Source organism: Clostridium sp. AF34-13 (assembly GCF_003477845.1).
Taxonomy (GTDB): Bacteria; Bacillota; Clostridia; order Lachnospirales; family Lachnospiraceae; genus Butyribacter; species Butyribacter intestini.
In genome coordinates this window covers 120,284-145,202 of sequence record NZ_QUEB01000005.1, presented here as the reverse complement: position 1 = coordinate 145,202, position 24,919 = coordinate 120,284, and the positions used below count along the sequence as shown (strand labels likewise).

Genomic DNA, 24,919 nt, shown 5'->3' with positions numbered 1-24,919 from the left:
TTTTATATTATGTTATGTCATTTTATTGAACTTCCTGTCATAAGTAAGGATTCCGTTTAATTCATTTTCAATATCAGAAAGCTGTGTGTATATACTTGCACAAAGCCCATGTGGGATAAGAGAGGAGATTTCTTTCTCTCTTTTCTTATAGCGTCTTTTTAATTCTTTTGAATTTTTACAGTCACCATAACCGTAACATTTATTGGCGGTATTATGGTGCTTTATTATCTGCGTATAGCCGCCGTACTCGGTAAGTGCATAAGCACGGTTTTTTTTCTTAAAAAGACGGAGAGGGAAAAAGTAATTGTGTATGCTTTTGATGTCACCGCCGCCCTGGTCAAACCATCCGCTTGCCTGGTCTATAAGCCTTGAATTGTCGGCTTTTCTTACAAGTTTTGTGATTTTGTTTGTCTCAAACTGTCCCCAGCCCTCATTGAATATCACCCATGCTGCGATTGAAGGATGATTTGAGAGCGTGTCAATCGTCTGCATAGTTTCTTTTATAAATTCTTTTCTGCCTTTTTTGGAAGTTCTTGCAAAAAGATGATTAAAATTATCGCTGCAGGAAATATCAAAAAGGCTCATAAAAGTGGCGAGATAGGTCACAAACCATGATTTGTACCTGCTGCCGCTATTAACCATATCCTGCCAGACTATCATGCCGAGACGGTCACAGTGGTAGTACCAGCGGTTATTTTCTATCTTGATATGTTTTCTGAGCATATTGAAACCGAGAGATTTCATGGTCTTAATATCATATATAAGTGCGTTGTCACATGGAGAAGTATAAAGTCCGTCAGGCCAGTAACCCTGATCTAAAACACCTTTTTGAAAGATTGGTCTGTGGTTAAGACAGATGCGGGGAATATCATTTGAATCTTTTTCTATCGTAAAAGTACGGAGTGCGAAATAGCTTTGTACATAATCTTTTCCCAAATTTACTGAAAAAGTGTAAAGGTATGGGGTGTCGGGAGTCCATGCTTTAATATCGAGCTCGTCAAGTGGGATTTCAATAAAAGTGTCACTTATGCCGTAATATGTAAATGGAGCGTAAGGGCTGTCTTTATATAATTCATCGTAACTGTCGTTTTTTTTGTTGCTGTCAGCTTGTGTTTTATTGTCAGGTATGTCTATATAAATACCCGGATTGTTGATACAGACTTTGATTTCATTTGTTTTTGTTGATTTGTGTCTGTGAAGGTGTGTCTTGTCACTTGAAATTTTAGTATCATTTTTGTTAATCTGACAGTTATCATGTTTTTTTTCTGTTTCTGATATATAATAAAGATTTTTTACTGTATTGTCGGAGTTTGTGACAACTTTAATACGCAGTACCTTTGTATCAAGATCTGGTTTTGCAATAATCTTTTTGATATATATTTCCGGTACATATTCAAGCCATACAGTCTGCCATATACCGCTCTGTGCAGTATAAAATATTCCCTTTGGGTTAAGTGACTGCTTACCTCTTGCGTGATATGAAGTGTCAGAGAAATCTTTCACACGCACGGTCAGTCTGAATGAAGTTTTTGTGGCAGTGCTTTTTAAAATATCGGTTATATCAGCATCAAATGGGAGATAGCCGCCTGAGTGGGAACAGACTTTTATTCCGTTTACATATACGCTGCATATTTGGTCTACTGCTCCAAAATGGATTATAAATCGTGAATTGTCTGACAACCTGTTTATATCAAATGTAACTATTCGTTCGTACCAGAGATATTCGTTAGGTTTAAGCTGTCTGTTGACACCTGAAAGAGGTGCTTCGGGTGAAAAAGGAACGAGAATATCACCGTCAAAACGCACCGGTCTTTTATTAGAAGCTGTGAAAGCATACTTCCATATACCGTTTAAATTTACATAGCTGTCAGCGTCACGCTTTAAAAGAGGTCTTGGGTACTCTGTTAAAACATTGTTCTTATCAATATTTCGTCCCCATGTTGTATAAAGTTTTTTTTCAAATCTGCTGTTTTGTTTCATGCTATCTCCATTTCTGTACACATTTGTGCATATCAAGTTTTTAACCACATAAAATCAACTTATTTTGCTCGGAAACAAATTGTTATTTTCTGTTTTGTAGTGGCTGCTTAATGTACGAGCCTTGTGACAAAATATTGTCGATGCAGTATTTATCACACTATCATTGTTTTATGTTACATTATGAAATATCAGGCTTTGTGACAAGTTCCTCAGGAAGATATTTGAGTATCATCGCTTCGAGTTTTGCCGCCTGCACCGGCTTACTCAGATAGTCACTAAATCCGATGCCGAGATATTCTTCTTTTGCTCCCATTATGGCATTGGCGGTGAGCATGATAACTGTTGTATCTTTGTTAGGACTTTCTTCAAATTCTTTCATATGTTTGTAAGTTTCGATACCATCCATATCAGGCATCATGTGGTCTAAGAAAATAATATCATATTTATTGTCCTTAATCATTTCAAGTGCCTCAGGACCTGACATTGCAGAGTCAACCGATATTTTAGTTCGTTTAAGGAGTGCCTTAAACACATTGATATTCATTTTTACATCGTCAACGACAAGAACTTTAGCATCAGGTGCGGTAAATGAAGCTTTTTTCTTCTTTTTATCAGGTGTTGCATTGTATTTTTCGGAAATATCGCCTATCTTTAAATCAGAAACAATTTTCTGAGGAATACTTACTTCAAAAACAGAACCCTCACCGTATTTGCTTGTGACATTTATCTTGCCGTTCATAAGTTTTGTTAGCTGTTTTGTGATGGCAAGACCAAGCCCCGTCCCCTCTATATGTTTGTTTTTGTTCTCATCAAATCGTGAAAATGAGTCGAAAAGGTGTGAGATGTTTTCAGGCTTAATGCCAATGCCTGTATCTGATATAGTGAAAGTTATTATTATATTTTTTGCAGGCTGTAATCTGGTAACATTATTATTGTTATGTATAGTTTTATTATCTGTATCACTAATATTATCATAATAAGGCATAGTTTTATTTTCAATATCAGAAGTATTATTGTTTTCTGTACAGTCATTTGTTTTCGTTTTCTTATTATTGTTTATGGCATCGGCATTTTGTTGCTCAGACATACCGACTTTTAATGTGACAGAGCCTTTCTCAGTATATTTTATTGCATTGTTTAATATGTTTACGAGTATTTGTCGTATGCGTACCTCGTCACCGTACAGTTTGGCAGGGAGGTTTTTGTCACTATCGACATTAAGTGCAAGTCCTTTTTCTTTCGCCTTGCCGAGAAGCATATGATAAACATCATTTATAAGAGAGGAAAGTGCATAGTCACCTTGAACAAGTTCAAGTTTGCCTGTTTCTATTTTTGAAAAATCAAGAATATCGTTTATAAGTGATAAAAGTGTCTGGCTTGCAGACTGGATATTTCCAGCATATTCGAGAATATCTTTATCATCGCTTTCACGAAGTATCATCGTGTCCATTCCGAGAATAGCATTGATAGGAGTTCGTATTTCATGCGACATATTGGCAAGAAATACGCTTTTTGCTTTTGCGGCGGCTATTGCCTCAGCCTTAGCTTTTTCGGCTTCCTCATTTGCGATAGTAAGTTCCTGATTTTTCTCCTCGATTACCTGAACTTCCATCTGCATATGACGGGCATTTTCGGCAATGCTCGCACTGTAACCTCGGATTACTTTTAATATATGTACAAATACCATAAGGAGAGAGAAGATAGTCATTCCAAAGCGGCTGTATTTGCCAAAATCACCGATATGGATAGTATATGTACGGATAAGGTCTGCAGCACTGCCACCTATAAAGGCTAAAATTCCGAGAAATTCCAATGCGAATAATTTATCTTTACCTTTTCGTATCGTGCAGATAAGTGAAAAGAGTATTGCCATACCTGATATAAATATAAGAATATGTGATACAAAAGCCATATTCATAAAATCAAATACTCCAAGAATCTGTAATGTAAGCTGGCATGCTACATTTGTCAGAGTAAGAAAAAGTAATATATAGAAAATTTTCTGGAATTTTTCCTCAAGATTGTTAATGTAGTACATCTGCATAAAGACAGGCCAGAGCATAAGTACGAGGAACACAAGATTTGAGTAAAGCGTCTGGTTTCCATAGAAAACATTCAGTGATTTTGTTTCTATTGAGAAGTAAATCGTACCGAAAATACACATAAAGCCAAGGTAACTTATACCGTCTCTTGTCTGTCTTGAAAATGCCTGAATAAAAGCGAGCATAAAAAGCGTAATGCCGCAGGCAAGTATTATGATGCACATAGCAAAATTGCCAAGGTTTGATTTAAGGAGATTTAATATAGAAGTATCTCGCTTCGAGATAGTAATGCCTGTAATGTTAGAGGCATAGTTGTCGTACGGCGAGATCATTTCAATCTCAATTTTTCCTTCTGTAAGATTTTCGGGAATGTCGATAAAATTTGTGACACTACCCGGAGTCTTGCCGAAAGGTCTTGAGTCGTTGACACCAAATTCATAAACCTGTCTGCCGTCTATCGTAACACGGAACTGTTTATCAGCGGACAAAAAGGACATAGTCATACCACTGTATTTTTTGGGAATGGTATTGCTGAGTATTATTTTCTCACCGGCTTTTGACTTTTCACTGTATGGAAGTGACTTAATCTTTTGGGAAGAACCGTCTTGTCTGGTGATGATCCATCCGGTATTAAAATCATAAATCTCGCCTTTTGACAGGGTCATATTGTCAACATTTGAATTGATAACCACGACTAAAAGCACGATTATCTCTATCGCAAGAGCGACCCATATAAGTTTTTTTAGTATTTTCATAGTTCTCCTTACATAATGTAGTGTATTTAGGTGATTGCGAAACTCGTTATAGGTTGTGAATTTTTGTGTAACATATACAATATCAACACAAGGCACGCTCTCGCTGCCCGACACTCGTAGCGGTACATAAAGCTGTAAAAAACGCAGCTTAAGTACCGACGGTGTCAGAAGCACCTTGCTTATGATATGTAAAGTTGCACAAAAAAATATAGCCTACCTAGAGTTTCGCAATTAACTATGTAGTGTATTACTGATTTTTAGCTAAATAGCAATGATACATAAGCTATTGTTAGTAATAATATACACAAAATGGGGATATAAGGCAAGGTGGTTGTGGTGCCGAATTATTTTCGCAGTGGCATAATCTATTCTTTGGGTGCTTTCTTGGCAGGCAACATAGAAATATATGTTTGCTTAATTATTTTTATGCCTGCTTTTATCTATCAGCATTTGCTTATAAAACAGATACTGTCTTATTATAATAAGGAATATAAGGATAAGTTGAATTGATGGGAAAGCATAAAAAACTTGACTCGAACATATGTTTGTGATATGATTTTAGGTAGGAAAGTAAATTTATTTAAAAATGATGATATGGCTGAGTTTGTTTTTGAGTGTAGTATGTTTGTTATAATGAACAGATATAATGATTCTTACATACTTCCGGAAAAAATCTATTATAGTATTATTGTCAAAGATTATGCTCAATTTTTGGCAGATGTAGGAGCAGCAATAAGCCTATTATCAAATAATGTTATTTTTCGATTAAGAAATTATTTTGAAGAATTAAAAAGGAAAGGAGCAATATTTATGACAGGAAGAGTGATAAGGTTAAATCAACTGTTGGACAAGTTGGAGAAGGAACAAATAACGGAAGAGGAAAGGAAAGAACTAATAATGTTAGCGGACAACATGACAGAGGAAGAGTATCTGGGGGAAATGCCGTCCGAAGAGGAAGTTCTGGGATTTCCGACGGAAGCGGAGATAATAAGCGAGGAAGGTCAGTATGCAAAGATACTGATGGAGTACATATACGAGAACGATATAGAAATGTACACGATGCTTATGGGATTGAACAAAATGAAAGGCTTCGTGCATCAGAGGGTAGAGGAATTTCTGACGGAAATGTTCAAACTGGAGGATTTGTACACGAACGAACACAAGACGGAGAATATGCCATTTCCGAAGTATCTTAGCCTTTGCTATCAGGCGAGCAGTTACGCACGGGAGAAAGCAATGCCAATATTATTACAGATACCAGCGAGCATAGCGGGCATTTAGAAACATCTGATGATGATAAAGTGGCGGATAAATCTCCGGTTCTTATTGATAATGGGAAATTAGCAGGTGATTGTTCCATCAGCTATCCCGGCACCTGTAAATACACGGTAACTAAATCTGATGCAAAGAAAGGGACTGTTAAGGCTGCAGGAGTAAAGGGCAGTAAGAAAAGCCTTGTGATAGCAGACAGCATTAAGATAAACGGATATACACTTAAAGTAACGGCAATCGGAGATAAGGCTTTTAAAACAATAAGAAGACAACTTCTGTAAAGATAGGAAAGTATGTAAAGACTATTGGAAAGGATGCTTTCAGGAACTGTACCAAACTTAAGAAAGTAAGCGGCGGAAAAGCCGTGAAGAAGATAGGAAAGAATGCTTTCAAGAGTTGTAAAAAGGTGAAATTGCCGAAAAGTTTTAGGAAAATGTGAAATATATACTTTTAACACTTAACTGCTTTAACAAAACAAGAAAAAACCTCATAAGTTCGCACCTTATGAGGTTTTGTTTTTTGTGCCAGTATATAGCACTATCATCTTTTAATATCTGACTCAATTATAACACATTAAATCAGCTATTACAAGTATATCTTTTTTTGCTTCTTTTTATGCCTGTTTCGTTCTTTTTATTTACCATAAATAGAATCATCCGAGTGACTCAATTCCCGGATTTGCTATCTTGTTCATAATACGGAATGCAATATTTTCGCATTTCCATCCCCATGTCTTTGATGCCGAGTATTTTTTATTTACTCCGTCAAAACCTGTTCCATGATAAAATGTCTGACCGGGTTTACTGTAATGTGTGGCAAGTCTTTCGGCTGTCATAAGGATATTTTTTTCTTTGGTGTCGGCATTTATTCCTTTTGCAGAATCGCTGTAGACACCGAGACCGGTGAGATTGTTGTCTTTTACGGCACGCTTGCTTTTGCCCCAGCCTGATTCAAGGGCTGCTATTGAAGTCATGGCAATGGCATTTATGCCATATTTTTTTTCTGCCTTGACAAATGCAGGTGCAAGTTCTTCAAGCTTAGTTCCCTCAAGTGCATTCTTTAAGGTTTTTGTACTTACATTTGATGGTTCAAATATGTTATTAGAGTTTATTGAAACAACAACATATTTTGAAACTGTATTTTTGACTTTTTTCGTATCTTTGATTTTTTTCTGCATATTTTTTACTTTTGTAGTATTTTTGTTTATTGATGACTTAATAGCTTTTTTTGAATGTTTAATATTCTTCTTTATAGATACAGTATCCATAAGTCCAGAAATTTTTTCAAAATCAGGTAATACGGTATTATCATCGGAAGATGTTTTTGCCGTTTTTGATGAAACATTCTGGTTGAGATATATGCTAAGTGATGAGTCATATTGTTTAGCATATGATTTTAACGACTGTGATGGTTCAAAAACATCTGAAACAGTTACACAGTTGGTTTCTTCAATGGCATTGTCTTTAAGTGTGTTTATTGAAGATAACTGTTTTTTCTTTGATAATATTACGCGTTTCGTGCGTGAAGCCTTGCTCTGTGCAGTCTGAAGCTCAGAAGAAATTTTATTTAATTTTTTCTGAAGATGTTTCATTGTGACAGTTACAGTCTTGCCTATTATTGGTTTGTAATGTTTTGGCTCCTGATTTTTGTTTTTATTCTTTTTTGATTGGGTATTTTTTTTACTGCTTCCTTTTTTAGTGGAAGCGGTTGAAGTATTAGTCTTTTTTATGGTTGTTTTCTTAGACTGTGAAGTATTTTTGCCTGAAACCGGCTGCTCACTGTCTGCCTTATTGCCTGTTGTGTTTGAAACTGTATTATCTGAACTGTTGTCAGTGTCAGCAGTTTTTTCATCAGATTGTTCATCGTTATCTGATGTCTGCTCATTACTGTCCGATGTATCAACAGAACTTATAGAAACGCTGTTATCTGCATGAACGGTAGACAATGAGTTTATGTGGCTGCTAACCGGGATGAATACCAAAGCACAAGTAAGACTTATGGCTGAAATTTTAACTAAGTTGTTTCTTGAAAATAGTTTTTTTCGCATAAAAACCTCCTAAAAACTAAATATGTATTCATTTATAAGTAAAAATTATATTTATTGATTATAACACATTTCAAAGAAAAAATCAAAAAGATATACAAAAATAATACAAATAATTTCTTTATTTATGTACAATTTTATTACTTGATTTTATCTGATAAATGATGTATGATAACCATGTTTGTATAAAATAATAAATACTCTTATTCCGAGTGGCGGAGAGTGAAGGCTCTGTGAAACCACGGCAACCCCATACAGGAAGGTGCCAATCTAAGCGAGAAATCGAACAATAAGAGGAGTTGAGATATATCAAGTCCATCGAGTTGTATCGGTGGACTTTTTTTGATGCATAGGAAAATGCTCTTAATGTAGTGTGATGCCAGGGCAAAACGCTGGTTTTGCCATTTTTACCCTACACAGTGATATGTCGCTTTTTCCTCAAGATAAGAGTACAGCCGTATCTTTGCACTGCCTGATACGGACTGAAAGGTACAGAGCAGTGCAGAAAAGAGGATACGATGGAGAAAAGATTATTTACATCTGAATCAGTAACAGAAGGACATCCTGACAAGATAAGCGACAATATTTCGGATGCGATACTTGACGCACTTATGGAGCAGGATCCCATGAGCCGTGTTGCTTGCGAGACAGCTATCACGACAGATTATGTGCTTATCATGGGTGAGATTACGACTAAGGCAAAAGTTGACTATGAAAAGATTGCAAGAGAGACAATAAGAGAAATCGGATATGACTCTGACGAGAAAGGTTTTAACTGTGATACCTGTAAGGTAAATGTTCTTCTCGACTCACAGTCAGCAGATATTGCAATGGGTGTTGACAAGGCACTTGAAGCAAAAGAAAATCAGATGACGGACGAGGAACTTGAGGCAATCGGTGCAGGCGACCAGGGTATGATGTTTGGTTATGCAACAAACGAAACAGACGAATATATGCCTTATCCTATCGCACTTGCACACAAACTTACAAAGAAACTTACGGAGGTCCGCAAAGACGGAACACTTCCTTATCTTCGTGCTGACGGTAAGAGTCAGGTTACTGTTGAATATGACGAGAATGGCAGACCTGTTCATGTAAATGCGGTAGTTATCTCATCACAGCACGCTGCTGAGGTTTCGCAGGAACAGATACATGAGGACATCCGTAAATATGTTATTGACCCTGTAGTTCCACAGGAACTCACAGATGAAAATACAAAGTATTTTATAAATCCAACAGGTCGTTTTGTTATAGGTGGACCAAACGGAGACAGCGGACTTACAGGCCGTAAGATAATCGTAGACACATACGGCGGATATGCCCGTCACGGCGGCGGTGCATTCTCAGGAAAGGACTGCACAAAGGTTGACCGTTCGGCAGCATATGCAGCGCGTTATGTTGCGAAAAATATTGTGGCAGCAGGACTTGCCGACAAGTGCGAGATACAGCTTTCATATGCCATCGGTGTCGCACAGCCTACATCAATAATGGTTGACACATTTGGAACAGGAAAACTCTCAGATGAGAAACTTGTTGAGATAATAAGAGAAAACTTTGACCTTCGTCCGGCAGGAATAATCAAGATGCTTGACCTTAGAAGACCTATCTACAAACAGACGGCAGCTTACGGTCACTTTGGACGCAATGAGCTAAATCTTCCATGGGAGCAGCTTGATAAAGTGGAGATACTTAAGAAATATTTATAAAAAAGAATAAGTTGATGATTTTTTAGAAACAAAAAGCTGATAGAGTTATGGACTATGTTGTATAGGAATATAGCGTAGCCATAGGTTTATCAGCTTTTTAAATCTCTGAAAATAAAATTGTAAATTGAAAAAGATAACGGTATATTTCATAAATGCTTTATGAAAGAGAAAAGTATCCTGAGTGAAGAATTTGCAATATAATTATTATAAATTAATATTTATTTATAATGGAAATATGCATATTGATTTCTATTTATTAAAGCAACTGTTACTAATATTTTAAGTATTGTATTTAATCTTTATATGATAAAATTATTTTGATACTCATTACATAAAAAATTAAAGTGATTGCGAAACTAACTATATGTTGTGTCAATTGCACAGCTATAACAAATAATATCGTCGGCACGCTTTCGCTATGTTGTCGTTCGTAGCAGTACATAAATCAGCAAAAAACGCTGCCATAGAAATGAATGCTACAGCTCGAAAATAAAATTTTCTCGCTGTTCGTTTCACTCATATAATTTTCATTTAGAGTGCAAAGTGCTGACGACGACAAAAATGCCGACGAACACTATTTGTTATATCTGCACAATTTAATCAAGATTTATGACAGTTTCGCAAACGCCCAATATTAAAAAAGATAAAAGGAGAAAAGTATGAGGTACAACAGAAGATTAAAAAAATATTGTAAGAGACTGACAGCGGCAGTTTTGATAGCAGGAATGACGATTACAGGAAGTTATTATGGTGATTTTTCAACATATGCCAAAACTGGTAAACAAAAAGTTACTTTAAATGCAATATCAAAAAAGCTTCAAAAGGGAAAGACTTTTACATTGAAAGTCAAAAATGTTCCCAAAAATATCAAATCAAAGAAGATTAAATTTACGAGTAGCAAAAAGAGTGTTGCTTCAGTTACGGCAAAGGGCAAGGTAAAAGGAAATAAGGTTGGAAAATCCGTTATCTGGTGTAAGGTTTCCTATAAGGAAAAAAAGAAGATTAAAGGAAAGACAAAGTGGAAATCCTTTAGCAAAACACTAAAATGTAATGTAAGAGTTGTGGCAAAGAAGGTAACACCGACAAATACGCCGAAGGTGAGCGAAAATCCGATGGTGACAGCTAAGCCAACAGCGACAGCGGGTCAGACCACGACAGCTAAGCCAACAGCAACAGCAGGTCAGAATACAACAACAGAGCCGACAGCAACAGCAGGTCAGAATACGACAGCTAAGCCAACAGCAACAGCGGGTCAGGATACGACAGCTAAGCCAACAGCGACAGTGGGTCAGACCACGACAGCTAAGCCGACGGCAACAGCAGGTCAGAATACAACGGATAAGCCGACAGCGGCAGCGAGCCAGATACCTGGGGCTGCTCCAACGGCAGCAGTAAGCCCGACACAGACAGTTCCCCCGATAGCAACAGCAAGTCCGACACCGACAGCAACGGCAAGCCCGACACCGACAGCCACTCCGACAAGAAGACCTGCCACGGAAACAGCTTCCGAGGCATATCAGATGGTTCACGACCTCGGACTTGGCATAAATCTCGGAAACACAATGGAGAGTGTGTCACGTTACAAACTTGGCAGTGTTAATGCCTATGAAACTTGCTGGGGAGCACCGACCACGACTAAGGCAATGATTGACGGTATGAAAAATGCAGGTTTTAAGACGATAAGAATACCTGTGGCATGGTCAAATATGGTTTCAGATGATGGAAATTATACGATAAGTGATGGTTATTTTAACAGAGTTGAAGAAATCATGGGTTATGCCCTCGACAATGATATGTATGTTATAGTAAATATCCACTATGACGGTGGATGGTGGGGACAGTTTGGTGCGTGCAAAAAGGACTCTGCCGGAAATACAGTTGCCGATGAGACAAGGCGTGCCGCTGCATGGAAACGATATGAGAGTTATTGGAAACAGATTTCTGAAAGATTTAAAAAATATTCAGGTCATGTTATTTTTGAGAGTGCAAACGAGGAACTTGGTACAAGATTAAATGATGCACTTAACTCAAACGGTTACGGATTTACAGAAGACATGAGCAGCGATGATATTATTTCAGGAAATCTGACAGAAGATGAAAAATACGCTCTTGTCAATCAGATAAATCAGAAATTTGTCGATATAGTGCGTGCATCAGGCGGAAATAATGCAAACAGATTTCTTCTTATAGCAGGATATGATACCGATATATCAAAAACCTGTGACACAAGATACAAGATGCCGACCGATACTATAGAAAGTCATCTTATGGTTTCAGTTCACTACTATTCACCATATGGTTACTGTGATATAGCAAAACCTTCAAAAGAAGGGTATATTGCATCGTGGGGAAGTAATGATGAGATAAGCACGCTTAAAAGTGACTTTAAGAAAATGAAACTTCAGTTTGTCGATAAAGGTTATCCTGTGATTATAGGTGAATACAATGTCTGCGATACTAAAAATTCCGACGGAACATATACAAGAAAAACAGGCAGGGAAGTGTTTATAAGAAATGTATGCGAATATGCACTTGCAAATGGAATGTGTCCTGTTTTGTGGGATACGGGTATGGGTTACAACCGTTCACAGTGCAGAATGTCAAATGACATTGATAAGGAATTGTTTGAGGGACTTTATAAGAAAGCTGAGAGTGGAACAGCATATGTGCCTGATGAGACAAAAAATGAATATGTATGGACTGGAAATATAGGTGCATCAGGCTGGAATGCAGTGGCACCGGTTGCTACTGATGATGACTGGAATCTGCCTGTTAGTTCTGTTGGAGCTGCATATCAGATTAGTGGCATAGACTGGACAAAATTTACAAATCCGTATCTTGAGATAAAGATAAATTCGCTTACAGCGGGCAGCGGCGGTAGTGTAGACTACAAAGTGGCTAATAAAGTAAATGAAGATAATCCATACTATAAATATATAAATACCTCTGATGCAAAGGCAAGTGGAACATTTAAGCTGAGTACAGGAGAAATGTTAAAGATTGATTTGTCAAAAGACGGGCTTTCGGGTTATGATAATATATATATTGGCATGGTTGATAAAGGTTCTAACGCAGTAGCTTTTAATGCCAATGTTACTATTACAATAAAAGACAGCAGCAATTAAATAATTTATTGTGGCAAATGCAGATGGTAATGTGCATTTACATACAGATTATTATCTGGCGGATTGCCCTTAACCTGAGATTTTTAGGATATTTTTTGCGGCAGGCTGTCTGAAAATGAGGTGAAATAAATTTGAAGATGATATTACCTAAAAATGTTTCATATATTATTAGTAAACTTGAACAGGCAGGATTTGAAGCCTATGCGGTAGGCGGCTGTGTGAGGGACACTCTGCTTGACAGAAAACCGCAGGACTGGGATATTACGACCTCCGCAAAACCTTTACAGATAAAGGAGCTTTTTAAAAAGACTATCGACACGGGGATACAGCATGGCACGGTCACTGTCATGCTTGACCATGTCGGTTATGAGGTGACAACTTACAGGATAGACGGTGAATATGAGGATAACAGGCATCCTAAAAAAGTAGAGTTTACAGACAATCTCAAACTTGACCTTGAAAGACGCGATTTTACGATAAATGCCATGGCTTATAACGATAATAGAGGGCTTGTCGACGAATTTGGGGGTATTAAAGACCTCAAAGATGGTATAATAAGATGTGTTGGTGATGCGGGTCAGAGATTTGACGAGGACGCACTCAGGATGTTAAGGGCAGTGAGGTTTGCAGGACAGCTTGGTTTTGCCATCGAGGAAAAGACAAGAGAAGCTATCGTTGAGAGAGCAGACCATCTTAAAAATATAAGTGCCGAGAGGATAAGAGTTGAACTTACGAAACTGCTTGTTTCTAAAGAAGCAGGGCGGATAAGGGATGCATATAAAACAGGCATGACAAAATATTTTCTGCCTGAACTTGATGCTGCGATGCAAACTGAACAGAAAAATCCGCATCATATCTACACGGTCGGAGAACACAGCATATGCGGTATAGAGCTTATGAACTGTTTCTTTGGGATTACTTCTGATGAAAAGATTTATGATAAGATACCTGAGAATGTACTTGAAACGGCAAAAAAACTTGCCGCTAAAATGGATAAAAAACAGCAGACGGTTTTGTGCATGACGATGCTTCTTCACGATATAGCAAAACCAGCAGTCATGACAGTCGATGAAAAAGGAATCGGTCACTTTATCGGTCATCCGGCACAGAGTGAGAAAATGGCAAAGAAGATAATGAGAAGGCTTACTTTTGACAATGACTCTATATCAAAAGCGTGCAGGCTCATAAGATTTCATGATTACCGTATGGAAGATAAGAGCAGGGCTTTCAGGCGTGCCGTGTCAAAGATAGGTGCTGACATTATGGATATGCTTTTTCTTGTTGAGTATGCCGATGTTCTGGCACAGAGCGATATGCAGCGTGATGAAAAACTTGCAAAGATAGACGCAGGTGTTAAGAGATTTGAATATATTATGGCAAATGCACAGCCTTTGTCGATAAAAGACCTTGCGGTGACAGGTTCAGACCTTATAGCCGCCGGAGTAAAACCGGGACCAAAGATGGGAGAGATACTTAAGGCAATGCTCGACAAGGTACTTGATGAACCTGAACTGAACACGAAAGATGGTCTGTTAAATTATCTAAAATGTAACAGTTCAGCCATAAAAAGATAATTGGCAATACAATGAGCTTGTTCATTGTATTGTTAAGTACCTTTTTATGGTAGAATAGCCTTTCATTTCTGAAATGAAATAAACAAAAGCTGCAAAGCAGCGACTGACAGCTCGCTGGCAGGTTTATGAATGTAAGAAATGAAAGGCTGAACTGTTACTCTAAAATGTGAGAACGGCAATAAAAATGTTGAGGAGAACGAAGATTTATAGTAAAATAACTGTAAATGTGTTTAGCACCTGTTACATTGTAAGGGATAATGATAACTTATGATGTGGCATAAGTATTAAGTTAGTTTCACTACTTCTATTTATTTTGGAGCAAAGATAAATAGTATTATAAATAAATTGCTCGGAAATGGGGATTATTATGGATTTAAATGTAAGGCTTGCGAAGATGACAAAAGCTATGAAGACACAGCTTTTTATCGACAATCTTACAACGATATTTAACCCACAGGCTCTTTTTAGTGATGGTACGGCACAGTATCGTATTCCGCCTGAACCAAAAGCAAATGAGAGTGTAAAGCTCAGATTCAGAACCGGCAGGGAAAATATTGACAGAGTGGTTCTTGTTGTGTGTACTGATACGCGCATCGAGATGAAGAAAGTATATAATGACAGACTGTTTGATTATTATGAGAGTATGGTCGAACTTTCTGACAAGATGATAGATTATTATTTTGAGGTGACGAGCGGAACGGTCACTGTCTATTACAACAGCGTAGGTGTGTGCAGCGGAGTTGAGCCGTATTATAATTTTACGATAACACCATCATTTCACACTCCTGACTGGGCAAAGGGTGCAATATTTTATCAGATATATGTTGACCGTTTTTATAACGGTGACAGGTCAAATGATGTTGAAAAAGATGAGTATGTCTATATAGGTGAGGGTACAGACAAGGTTACTGACTGGTTTAAGTATCCGGCAGCAATGGGGGTAAGGGAATTTTACGGCGGAGATATAGCAGGAGTATGGCAGAAACTTGATTATCTGCAGGAACTTGGTGTAGATGCGATATATTTTAATCCGATTTTTGTATCACCGTCAAATCACAAATATGATATTCAGGATTATGATTATATAGATCCTCATTTCGGAAAGATAGTTAAAGATGAGGGTGAAGTGCTTCACAGGGACGAAAATGGAAATCTCATGTGTGACGGTACTTACCCAAACAAATATGCAACAAAATATGTGTGCAGGGTTACAGACAAAGAAAACCTTGAGGCGAGCAACCGTTTTTTTGCTGAGTTTGTCGAGGAAGTTCACAAAAGGGGCATGAAAGTTATTCTCGACGGAGTTTTCAATCACTGTGGTTCTTTCAATAAATGGCTTGACAGAGAGTGCATTTATGAGGATGCCGAGGGTTATGAAAAAGGAGCTTATATATCCGCAGACAGTCCTTACAGGACTTTCTTCAGGTTTAATGAAGATATGTGGCCGTACAATTATCACTATGATGGCTGGTGGGGACACGATACACTACCTAAGTTAAATTATGAAGATTCACCGCTTTTATTTGACTATATCATGCATATAGCGAGAAAATGGGTTTCACCGCCGTACAATGTTGACGGCTGGAGACTTGATGTGGCGGCAGATCTTGGTCAGTCACAGGAGTACAATCACTATTTCTGGAAAGAGTTTAGAAGAAATGTCAAGGAAGCAAATCCTGAAGCTATCGTTCTTGCAGAGCATTATGGTGATCCGACAAGCTGGCTTCAAGGTGACCAGTGGGATACCGTTATGAACTACGATGCGTTTATGGAACCTATCACATGGTTTTTGACAGGTGTAGAAAAGCACAGTGATGAGTACAGGGAAGATCTTCTTGGTAATGCTGATGCGTTTTTCGGTTCTATGCGAAATTATATGACAAGATTTAATACACAGTCGCTTCAGGTTGCCATGAATGAACTTTCAAATCACGATCATTCAAGATTTATGACGAGAACAAATCACAAAGTCGGAAGAACGGCAAGTGTAGGACCTCAGGCGGCAGATGAGGGCATAGATAAGGCTCTTTTCAGGCTTGGTGTCATGATACAGATGACATGGCCGGGAGCACCGACTATATATTATGGCGATGAGGCAGGACTTTGCGGTTGGACTGACCCGGATAACAGAAGAACTTATCCATGGGGCAGAGAGGACAATGAACTTATAGAGTTCCACAGACAGCTTATAAGGATACACAAGGATTATCAGGTGTTTAAGACCGGCTCGATAATGTTCTTAAAAGGTCAGTATAAACTTATAGGTTATGGACGATTTGATGAAAATGATAAGATAGTTGTTATGATAAACAGCAGCGATGAGGTTCGTGAAGCTGACATACCGGTATGGCGAATGGGAATTATACAGGAGACACGAATGGCAAGACTGATGCTTAGTGACAGGGAAGGTTATTCAGATGAAGCAAAGGTATATCCGGTCGTAAATGGACTTATCCATGTTGAATGTCCTCCGATGTCGGGAATGATAATAAAAGATATAGAAAGCATGGGATAGATGAGATATGGGAAAGATAAGAGACTGGATGCACGGCAGTGGAAGAAAAACCGTCATAGCAGTTGTGACAGTTATTGCGGCTGCAATAGTCATACATTATTTTGTGGTGGAAAGGCATGGCAAATGGGGACTTGAGAGTGCCTACAGTGCAGGCGTCAATGAAACGGTATCACCAAAGCCACAGAAAGATTATTATGTCGGCGGCAGCAGTATAGGCGGAGTTGACAAAAATACGAAAATATCTACGGGTGATACCATAAAAAAGACTGATGAGTAGAGAGTGTGCGGTAGTTTCTCACAATAATTATATTGTATTGCTGCCGCAAAATAGGATAGCAATAACTACACAGCAAAAAAGTTGTCCGTTATTTATATATTTTCATTGCTTTTATAATTATAATTATAATATAATGTGATGAAAGGATTAAAAATATATAGCAATGTATGTTTACATACAAATTGCTTGACACAACAAACACTGACAATAACATTGGAGGTGTTTGTGGGGTTATAAAAATACCCCGGACGGAATAAAGTGCCGGATGTAAAAACGGCGGAACGGAGGAAAAAATGTACAGTTTAATTCCAGTGGTATGTGCACAGGATATCACAGCACTTGTTCGTGCACTGCCTGGTTCTGTAGCCCAGGGTCTTATCTGGGGAATTATGGCGATAGGAGTGTTTTTAACATTTAAAATACTTGATTTTGCCGATCTTACGGTTGATGGTACTATGGCAACCGGTGGTGTTGTTACGGTAATGCTTATATTGAAAGGATGGAATCCGCTTGCAGCAGTTGCAGTTGCATTTGTTGCGGGTATGCTTGCCGGACTTATAACGGGTATCTTACATACGGTACTCGGTATTCCGGATATTTTGGCAGGTATTCTTACACAGCTTTCATTATATTCGATAAATCTGAACATATCTGAAGGAAAAGCAAATCAGGCTGTAAATGTAGATATGTATAAACTCGTTGTTTCAGGCAGAGACAATCCTGCCGCGATAGTTACGGTCGTTATCATACTTTTGGTCGTTATCGCACTTATGTACTGGTTCTTTGGAACAGAGCTTGGTTTCACTATCAGGGCAACAGGATGCAATCCAAATATGTCAAGGGCACAGGGAATCAACACAAATGTTGCAAAGGTACTTGCACTTGTATTTTCAAATGGTCTTGTTGGATTTGCAGGCGGACTTCTCTCACAGTATCAGGGTAACTTCGATGTAAACATGGGCAGGGGTTCTATCGTTATCGGACTTGCTTCTGTTATCATCGGTGAGGTACTTGGAGAAGCTATATTCGGAAAGAAACTCAATTTCAGCGGAAGACTTGCATTTGTTGCTGTCGGAAGTATAATTTACTACATAGTTATCCAGTTTGTATTGTGGCTCGGTCTTCCTACAATAGATATGAAGATGTTCTCAGCTATGGTAGTTGCGATATTCCTTGCAGTTCCTTACCTCAGGGGAAAGGCTAAAAATTCATACAGAAAAGCCGCAAAAGGAGGTGCCGGAAAATGTTAGAGTTAAACAATGTGTATAAAACATTTAATCTTGGTACTATAAACGAAAAGAAGGCATTAAATGGTGTCAATTTAAAACTTGAGGATGGAGATTTTGTTACCGTTATCGGTGGAAACGGAGCAGGAAAATCTACCACTCTAAATGCTGTTGCAGGTGTATGGCCTATAGATTCGGGAAGTATTATTATTGACGGAGTTGATATGACAGGTCTTTCAGAGCATAAGAGAGCACCTTATCTTGGCAGGGTATTCCAGGATCCGATGAACGGGACAGCGGCGACAATGGAAATTATAGAAAATCTTGCTCTTGCGGCAAGAAGAGGACAGCGCAGAGGTCTTAAGTGGGGCGTTACTAAGTCTGAGAAGAAAAAATACAGAGAAATGCTTGCAAAACTTGATCTTGGTCTTGAAGATAGAATGACATCAAAAGTCGGACTTCTTTCGGGCGGTCAGAGACAGGCACTTACACTTCTTATGGCAACGATTAAAAAGCCTAAGCTTCTTCTTTTAGATGAGCATACGGCGGCACTCGATCCAAAGACCGCAGCAAAAGTGCTGGAATTATCAGATAAGATTATCGCTGACAATCATCTTACTGCTATGATGGTAACACATAATATGAGAGATGCGATAATACACGGAAACCGCCTTATTATGATGAATGAAGGAAAGGTTATTCTTGATATAAAAGGCGAGGAGAAGAAAAAACTTACTGTCGAAGATCTTCTTCAGAAATTTGAGGAAGTGAGCGGTGAGGAGTTTTCAAATGACAAGGCGTTGTTAGGATAGGTTTCAACAGAGGGATGTCACGAAAGAGTGACACCCTCTTAATAATATACATAAAAGTTTTATATTTACATAATTAAAAAAGGAAATGAGGAAAAAATGGGTCAGACTATTGCAAATGTATTTTATAAGCAAAGAGCAGACTTCTTAGAAGAACAAAAAGAAAGAGACAAAAGGCTTAAATTTCCGGATGATGTTGAAGAAATCAGAGATATTCCATATCTTAAAGATGGATTAAAAGCACACCATCTTGATGTCTACAAGTCTAAAATTATAACACCGGAGCAGGAGCATAGAAAGCTTCCAGTCATAATAAATGTACATGGAGGTGGACTTATTCTTGGAAATAAGGAGTTTAACAGATATTTTTGTGCCAAACTGTGTAAACTCGGATATATTGTATTCAGTGTGGAATACAGACTTGTGCCTGACTGTATGTTTTATGACCAGTGTGAAGATTTGTCAAGAGCATTAGATTTTATAAACGATAATCTTTCAAATTATAATGGAGATGCAGAAAGGATATTTGCAGCAGGAGACAGTGGAGGGGCGTGTCTGCTCACATACACTGCTGCGATGATGAAATGTGCCGGTATGGCAAATGGGGCAAAAGTAAAACCGGCTCAAATAGACATAAAGGCAATGGGACTTATAAGTGGAATGTTTTATACAAATAAATTTGATAAATTAGGATTGTTTCTTCCGAAATATCTTTATGGAAAAGATTATAAAAAGAGTGCATTTGCTAAGTATGTAAATCCGGAAAATAAAGAGCTGCTTAAAGCCTTGCCGCCATGTTTTCTTGTATCAAGCAGAGGTGACAATCTTAGAAAATATACACTCAATTTTTATAAAGCACTGAAACCGGTAAATACAAAAAGTGAATTGTTATATTTTAAAAAAGATAAAAAACTAACACACGCATTCAGTGTTTTTGAACCTGATTTGGCGGAAAGTTATGAAACGATGAAAAGAATGTCGGATTATTTTGCACGAATCATTGTATAGTTTGAGGATAAAATTGAAAACTAATTATTTGTTGTTCTTATAGAGTGAATAAAATTTAACATTGATTTTGCAATTATCCGAACAGTTATAATATACGGAGGTAAAGCTGTTATGGATTATAATGAAAATGAATTTAAAGAAAAAGCAAACAGAAAAGCAAGGCGTATATGGTTTGTTTTTGCGATACTTCTTTCAGCAAATTATGGTTCGGATGTATCTAAAGGATTAAATACCGCATCATATTATTTTGTATTTCTGGCACTTTGCTGGATTCCGATAATAGCTGGCGAGATATTGCTTAGAAAAAAAGGCTGGGAAACGGATTTGTATAAATATGACCTTGTTGTCGGATATGGGATTTTTTATACTTTTGTCATAAGTACGACTGAGTCACCTATAGCATTTACATATGTATTGCCGGTGACAAGTCTTTTGGTATTGTATAAGAACCGTAAATTTATGATATATTGTGGAATTGTCAATTCTATAATAATCATTATAAGTTCTGTATATCATGTAATGGGTGGTTACAATTCGGCAGCAGATATGAAAAATTACCAGCTTGAATTTTCAGCTACAGTGCTTTGTTATATATGTTATGTCATGTCGATACATCATCTTAACGAATCAGATGGTGCAATGACAAACAGTATAAAGGCTGACCTTAAACGAGTTATAACTACTGTAGAGAAAGTTAAAAAGGCAAGTAACTCTATTATGAGCGGGGTTTCCGTTGTAAGAGAGATTTCAGTTGAAAATACACATAGTGCAGGTGTTGTTGCCGATGGAATGGTTACATTGACAGATAATAACACAAAGCTTGAAAATACAACCGATTCATCGGTGGAAATGACAACTGACATAAGTTCGCAGGTAGAACGCGTGGCAGAAATGATAGAGCAGATGGTCAGCCTGACAGCAGAGTCAACAGAACACGCAAAGACAAGTTCGACAGATCTTGAGAGTCTTGTGGAGACTACTCATGCTATGACAGATCTGGCATCTGATATGGGACAGATTCTTGAAAATTTCAGGGAAGAGTTTGAAAGAGTTAAGGCTGAAACAGGCAAAATTGAAGAAATAACTGAACAGACAACATTGCTTGCATTAAACGCTTCTATAGAAGCAGCAAGAGCAGGTGAAGCAGGAAGAGGTTTTGGAGTAGTTGCACAGCAGATAAGTTCATTAAGTACAGAAACACAGTCATCATCAGGAATGATAGAGGATGCACTTATAAGGCTTCAGGAAACATCAGACAAGATGACGGCTTCTATGGAGGAGACGATAAATCTTGTTCAGGAAACATACAAGAAAGTTACAAAGACCGGGAAAAATGTTGGCAAGATAAATAATGATTCAAAACAGCTTGAAAGTCATATTCAGGAAATTGATATTGCAATGAAAGAGGTTGAAAACTCAAATCATCAGCTTGTGGATAACATGGATAGTGTATCCGGAATTGTTTCCGATATGACGGGATGTATATCATATTCAAACGAGATGAGCAGCCGTATGCTTAGTAAATATGAAGAGTCCATGACAAATATTAATGATATTGAAAAAACAGTTGAAGCTCTTATGTGTGAACTTGGTATTGGTGGTTTTATGGGAGTTGAAGATATTATGCCGGGAATGAAAGTCCAGATAACGATGGATGGTGCATCGGCAGAAGTATATCATGGTGAAGTTGAAAAGCAGAAAGACGACAGGATAGAAGTAAATCTTCCTAAATTAAATAGCGATTTGGCAAAGGATAGATTATGCAGGATGCAGATTACGGTTGGAAATGTATTATATATATGGAAAGATGCGAAAGTTGTTTCGTCAGCTTCACAAAATTCACATTTATTTGAGATACTCGTGACATCAAGACCGAAGATAAAGAACCGCAGAAAGTATCCTCGTATGGATATAAGCAATAAGTGTAAGATATTTGTTGAAGAGACCGGAAAAGAGATTGATGGACAACTTGACAATATAAGTGCAAATGGTTTTGCATTGCTCACGAAAGAGTCTTATTTTAAGGAAAACAAAGGAGCAAAGATTAAGATAACCATAGAAGATTTTGATCTTCCAAAGCATAATGTTCTCGAAGGTAAAGTCATCAGGTGCTCTGAGAATGAAGGTGTGTTCATAGTGGGATGCCAGATGCCGGAGGACGACAATGAAATAAGAGAATATGTTAATAACAGTATTTAAGCAATATGCCAAAAACTCTCAGAATCTTTTGGTTCGTGATAGTTTTTGGCATATTGTTATTTTATTCTAAGATGAAGTAGACAAAAGCTGCATTGCAATGGATAGCAGGTTTCATAATATAAGAAATGCAATATCTGACTGTTACGATGCAGGATAGATACTGACAAGATTTATTGTTCTCTTAGTTGATGGTGAAGAACTTTATCTTTATACATTTCTTCGTCAGCAGCTTTTATAAAGTCATCAAGTGAAATCTCCGGAGTAGGAATCCCGGTTATTATGCCGATACTTGCACTTACATCATAAGGATGGTTATGCATTTTATTATAAATATTGATATTTTGATGAATTTTATCCCAAAAATCATTGGCATCAAGACCATCGGCGAGGGGACCTGCCATGACAAATTCATCACCGCCAAATCTTGCACAAGTCTCATCCTGAAAGCTTGAATTTATAAGTATGTTTCCTATTGCAGAGATAGCAATATCACCATCTGAATGACCATATGTGTCATTTATCTTTTTTAATCCGTTCAAATCAACAGAGATTGCGATAAAATGTTTTTCTTCATTTATGCACCGGTTAAAATCAGGCAAAACTTTTTGATAAAAACCGCGTCTGTTTAAAAGACCGGTAAGAGGATCATGTATATATTTATTTTCAAGACTGGATATAATATTTTGCTGTCTCTGGTGTACTTTCATGGTTTCAAGTGCAGTACTTACATTCATAAGAAACTGGTAGAGCTGTTCCATATTCATTTTGTCAGGTTCATACACTAAAGCCGCATATCCAATCGTATGATCCAGTACATGCAATGGAAGAAATAGTATATTATCTTCCTCTTCAAGCACGGATTCAATATTTGGCAGAAGATTTGAAGTTTCAAAGTCAGTCATTCCCTGCCATATGGTATCGTGTTTTGATAATACAACATCCATATGATTTGAATATCCGAAATGAAGTGATGCATTATCGTCCAAAATGTCGGACAATTCTTCATCTTCTGTCAGGAAATTATCAACAACGCAAAGCCAGAAACGATGGCTGAAAAAATTTTTTGCATACCGTGTTAGTTTGTCAAACATACCTTGAAATGAGGTGTTGTCGTTAAGGTCGGCAGTCATGTTTATCTGGTCTTTATTAAATTGAATCTGAGCGTCATACCTGTTGTTTAGGTTATATGAAAGGTTATTGTATTTTTTAATGCTGTCATAATGACATCCGCATGAACCGCCTATTATAACATTGGAATTTATATAGTTGGCGGCAGGAACTTCCTTATGATTAAAAATATCATTTAAAATATCAAATGCTTTTATAACTGCATTTTCATAATCATGCTGTGCGGTAGTGATAGCAGGATAGTGCTCGATAGCCTGTATCAGACCATCAAATCCGGTAATGGCTATTTCCTGTGGAAGGTCATATCCTGCATTGATAAGTGAATTGTATGCCGTGATAGCCATCGTATCATTGGCACAAGCTATTGCCTGTGGCATCGGAAGCTCACTGTTTATAAAATCTTTTATGACTTTTTTGGTAGGAATACTCCAAAATCCACCATATCCTATACGTTCTTCCTCAATAGGAATATTATGTTCTTTAAGAACTTTTTTATAAATGTCGATGCGTTCATCTGAATAGGCGTTTCCCTTTATACCGGCAATAAAATTGATGCAGGTATAATGGTGATCTTCTATAAGATGACATAATATTTTTTCAAGTGCAGTCTTATAATCAAAATTTATATTGTAGCAGCCCTCAATATAGTGGTCTATTGAAATTACCGGTATATTATTAAGTTTTGCGTGACGAATAAGATCATCACGGACGGCAGGACATTTTATCGTTTCCGGCAATATTATCATGGCATCTATGAGTTTATAATTTATAAGGCTGAATATACAACTCTCACCTATATCGTGTTTACCCTGTGAAGCTGCTCTGTACAAATCACTAAAGGAACGGAAAAATAGTATTTTGTAGTTGTTTTTTTTGGCATATTCAGTAAAATAATTCATATAGTATTTGATGGAGTCTGAATCAATTGCAGCACAACAGACAGCTATAATGCGATTTTTAATACTTAACATTTTTCACGACCTTTCCTAAATAAAATAATATGATGCAATGAAGCAATCCGTGGTGTCCGTTTTGGGACAAAGCACATTTTGTCCATGACATCATAATATCAGTTATATAAAAATAATTTGCCGATTTACATTCTTTTATTATAATAAAAAAAAGAAAGAACTGCAACAATATATTTGGAATTATTTTCGTTGTGGGTAACAGTTCAGCCATAAAAAGATAATTGGCAATACAATGAGCTTGTTCATTGTATTGTTAAGTACCTTTTTATGGTAGAATAGCCTTTCATT

The 24,919-nt window shown here is 37.4% G+C and carries 15 protein-coding genes and 1 riboswitch; of the genes, 11 read left to right on the top strand and 4 right to left on the bottom strand.

What is annotated here, in order from left to right; genetic code table 11:
- Positions 1 to 12 precede the first annotated feature (12 nt).
- On the bottom strand, positions 13 to 1,980 hold the full coding sequence (locus DWZ63_RS05965; protein ID WP_118499120.1) for a sugar-binding domain-containing protein: 1,968 nt from the start codon (positions 1,978 to 1,980) through the stop codon (positions 13 to 15).
- Positions 1,981 to 2,158: 178 nt separating this feature from the next.
- Positions 2,159 to 4,777: a response regulator gene (locus tag DWZ63_RS05960; RefSeq protein WP_055944888.1), complete on the bottom strand. Its 2,619-nt coding sequence runs from the start codon at positions 4,775 to 4,777 to the stop codon at positions 2,159 to 2,161.
- Between the two features lie 621 nt (positions 4,778 to 5,398).
- Here DWZ63_RS05960 and DWZ63_RS05955 point away from each other — a divergent pair.
- Both DWZ63_RS05955 and DWZ63_RS05950 read left to right on the top strand, forming a co-directional pair.
- On the top strand, positions 5,399 to 6,058 hold the full coding sequence (locus tag DWZ63_RS05955; protein WP_147354234.1) for a hypothetical protein: 660 nt from the start codon (positions 5,399 to 5,401) through the stop codon (positions 6,056 to 6,058).
- Positions 6,059 to 6,078: 20 nt separating this feature from the next.
- Positions 6,079 to 6,330: a hypothetical protein gene (locus DWZ63_RS05950; protein ID WP_055944881.1), complete on the top strand. Its 252-nt coding sequence runs from the start codon at positions 6,079 to 6,081 to the stop codon at positions 6,328 to 6,330.
- A gap of 371 nt (positions 6,331 to 6,701) precedes the next feature.
- Here DWZ63_RS05950 and DWZ63_RS05940 read toward each other — a convergent pair whose 3' ends face one another.
- Entirely contained in the window at positions 6,702 to 8,096 is a 1,395-nt protein-coding gene (locus DWZ63_RS05940; protein ID WP_118499118.1) for a glucosaminidase domain-containing protein, read from the bottom strand.
- Between the two features lie 197 nt (positions 8,097 to 8,293).
- A riboswitch (SAM riboswitch) is annotated at positions 8,294 to 8,389 on the top strand.
- Positions 8,390 to 8,611: 222 nt separating this feature from the next.
- Here DWZ63_RS05940 and metK point away from each other — a divergent pair.
- The 9 genes from metK (at position 8,612) to DWZ63_RS05895 (ending at position 22,532) form a co-directional block, all read left to right on the top strand.
- Entirely contained in the window at positions 8,612 to 9,799 is a 1,188-nt protein-coding gene (gene metK, locus DWZ63_RS05935) for a methionine adenosyltransferase (RefSeq protein WP_022013239.1), read from the top strand.
- A 659-nt stretch (positions 9,800 to 10,458) separates the two neighbouring features.
- Entirely contained in the window at positions 10,459 to 12,924 is a 2,466-nt protein-coding gene (locus DWZ63_RS05930; protein ID WP_055944873.1) for a cellulase family glycosylhydrolase, read from the top strand.
- A 137-nt stretch (positions 12,925 to 13,061) separates the two neighbouring features.
- Entirely contained in the window at positions 13,062 to 14,498 is a 1,437-nt protein-coding gene (locus tag DWZ63_RS05925) for a CCA tRNA nucleotidyltransferase (protein ID WP_347474832.1), read from the top strand.
- A 367-nt stretch (positions 14,499 to 14,865) separates the two neighbouring features.
- A complete protein-coding gene (locus DWZ63_RS05920) occupies positions 14,866 to 17,013 on the top strand; it encodes a glycoside hydrolase family 13 protein (RefSeq protein ID WP_082440759.1) in 2,148 nt (715 codons plus the stop codon).
- Positions 17,014 to 17,020: 7 nt separating this feature from the next.
- Complete coding sequence (locus tag DWZ63_RS05915; protein ID WP_022013779.1) at positions 17,021 to 17,290, top strand: hypothetical protein; 270 nt, start codon at positions 17,021 to 17,023, stop codon at positions 17,288 to 17,290.
- A 293-nt stretch (positions 17,291 to 17,583) separates the two neighbouring features.
- Positions 17,584 to 18,540 (top strand): ABC transporter permease, encoded by a 957-nt coding sequence (locus DWZ63_RS05910; protein WP_055944867.1) that lies wholly within the window; start codon positions 17,584 to 17,586, stop codon positions 18,538 to 18,540.
- Positions 18,534 to 19,328: an ABC transporter ATP-binding protein gene (locus tag DWZ63_RS05905; RefSeq protein WP_055944864.1), complete on the top strand. Its 795-nt coding sequence runs from the start codon at positions 18,534 to 18,536 to the stop codon at positions 19,326 to 19,328. Before DWZ63_RS05910 ends, DWZ63_RS05905 begins: the two co-directional genes overlap by 7 nt.
- A 96-nt stretch (positions 19,329 to 19,424) precedes the next feature.
- On the top strand, positions 19,425 to 20,333 hold the full coding sequence (locus DWZ63_RS05900; protein ID WP_055944860.1) for an alpha/beta hydrolase: 909 nt from the start codon (positions 19,425 to 19,427) through the stop codon (positions 20,331 to 20,333).
- Between the two features lie 111 nt (positions 20,334 to 20,444).
- A complete protein-coding gene (locus tag DWZ63_RS05895) occupies positions 20,445 to 22,532 on the top strand; it encodes a methyl-accepting chemotaxis protein (RefSeq protein WP_055944857.1) in 2,088 nt (695 codons plus the stop codon).
- Between the two features lie 170 nt (positions 22,533 to 22,702).
- Here DWZ63_RS05895 and DWZ63_RS05890 read toward each other — a convergent pair whose 3' ends face one another.
- Entirely contained in the window at positions 22,703 to 24,631 is a 1,929-nt protein-coding gene (locus DWZ63_RS05890) for a GGDEF domain-containing protein (RefSeq protein WP_055944854.1), read from the bottom strand.
- Positions 24,632 to 24,919: the final 288 nt, after the last annotated feature.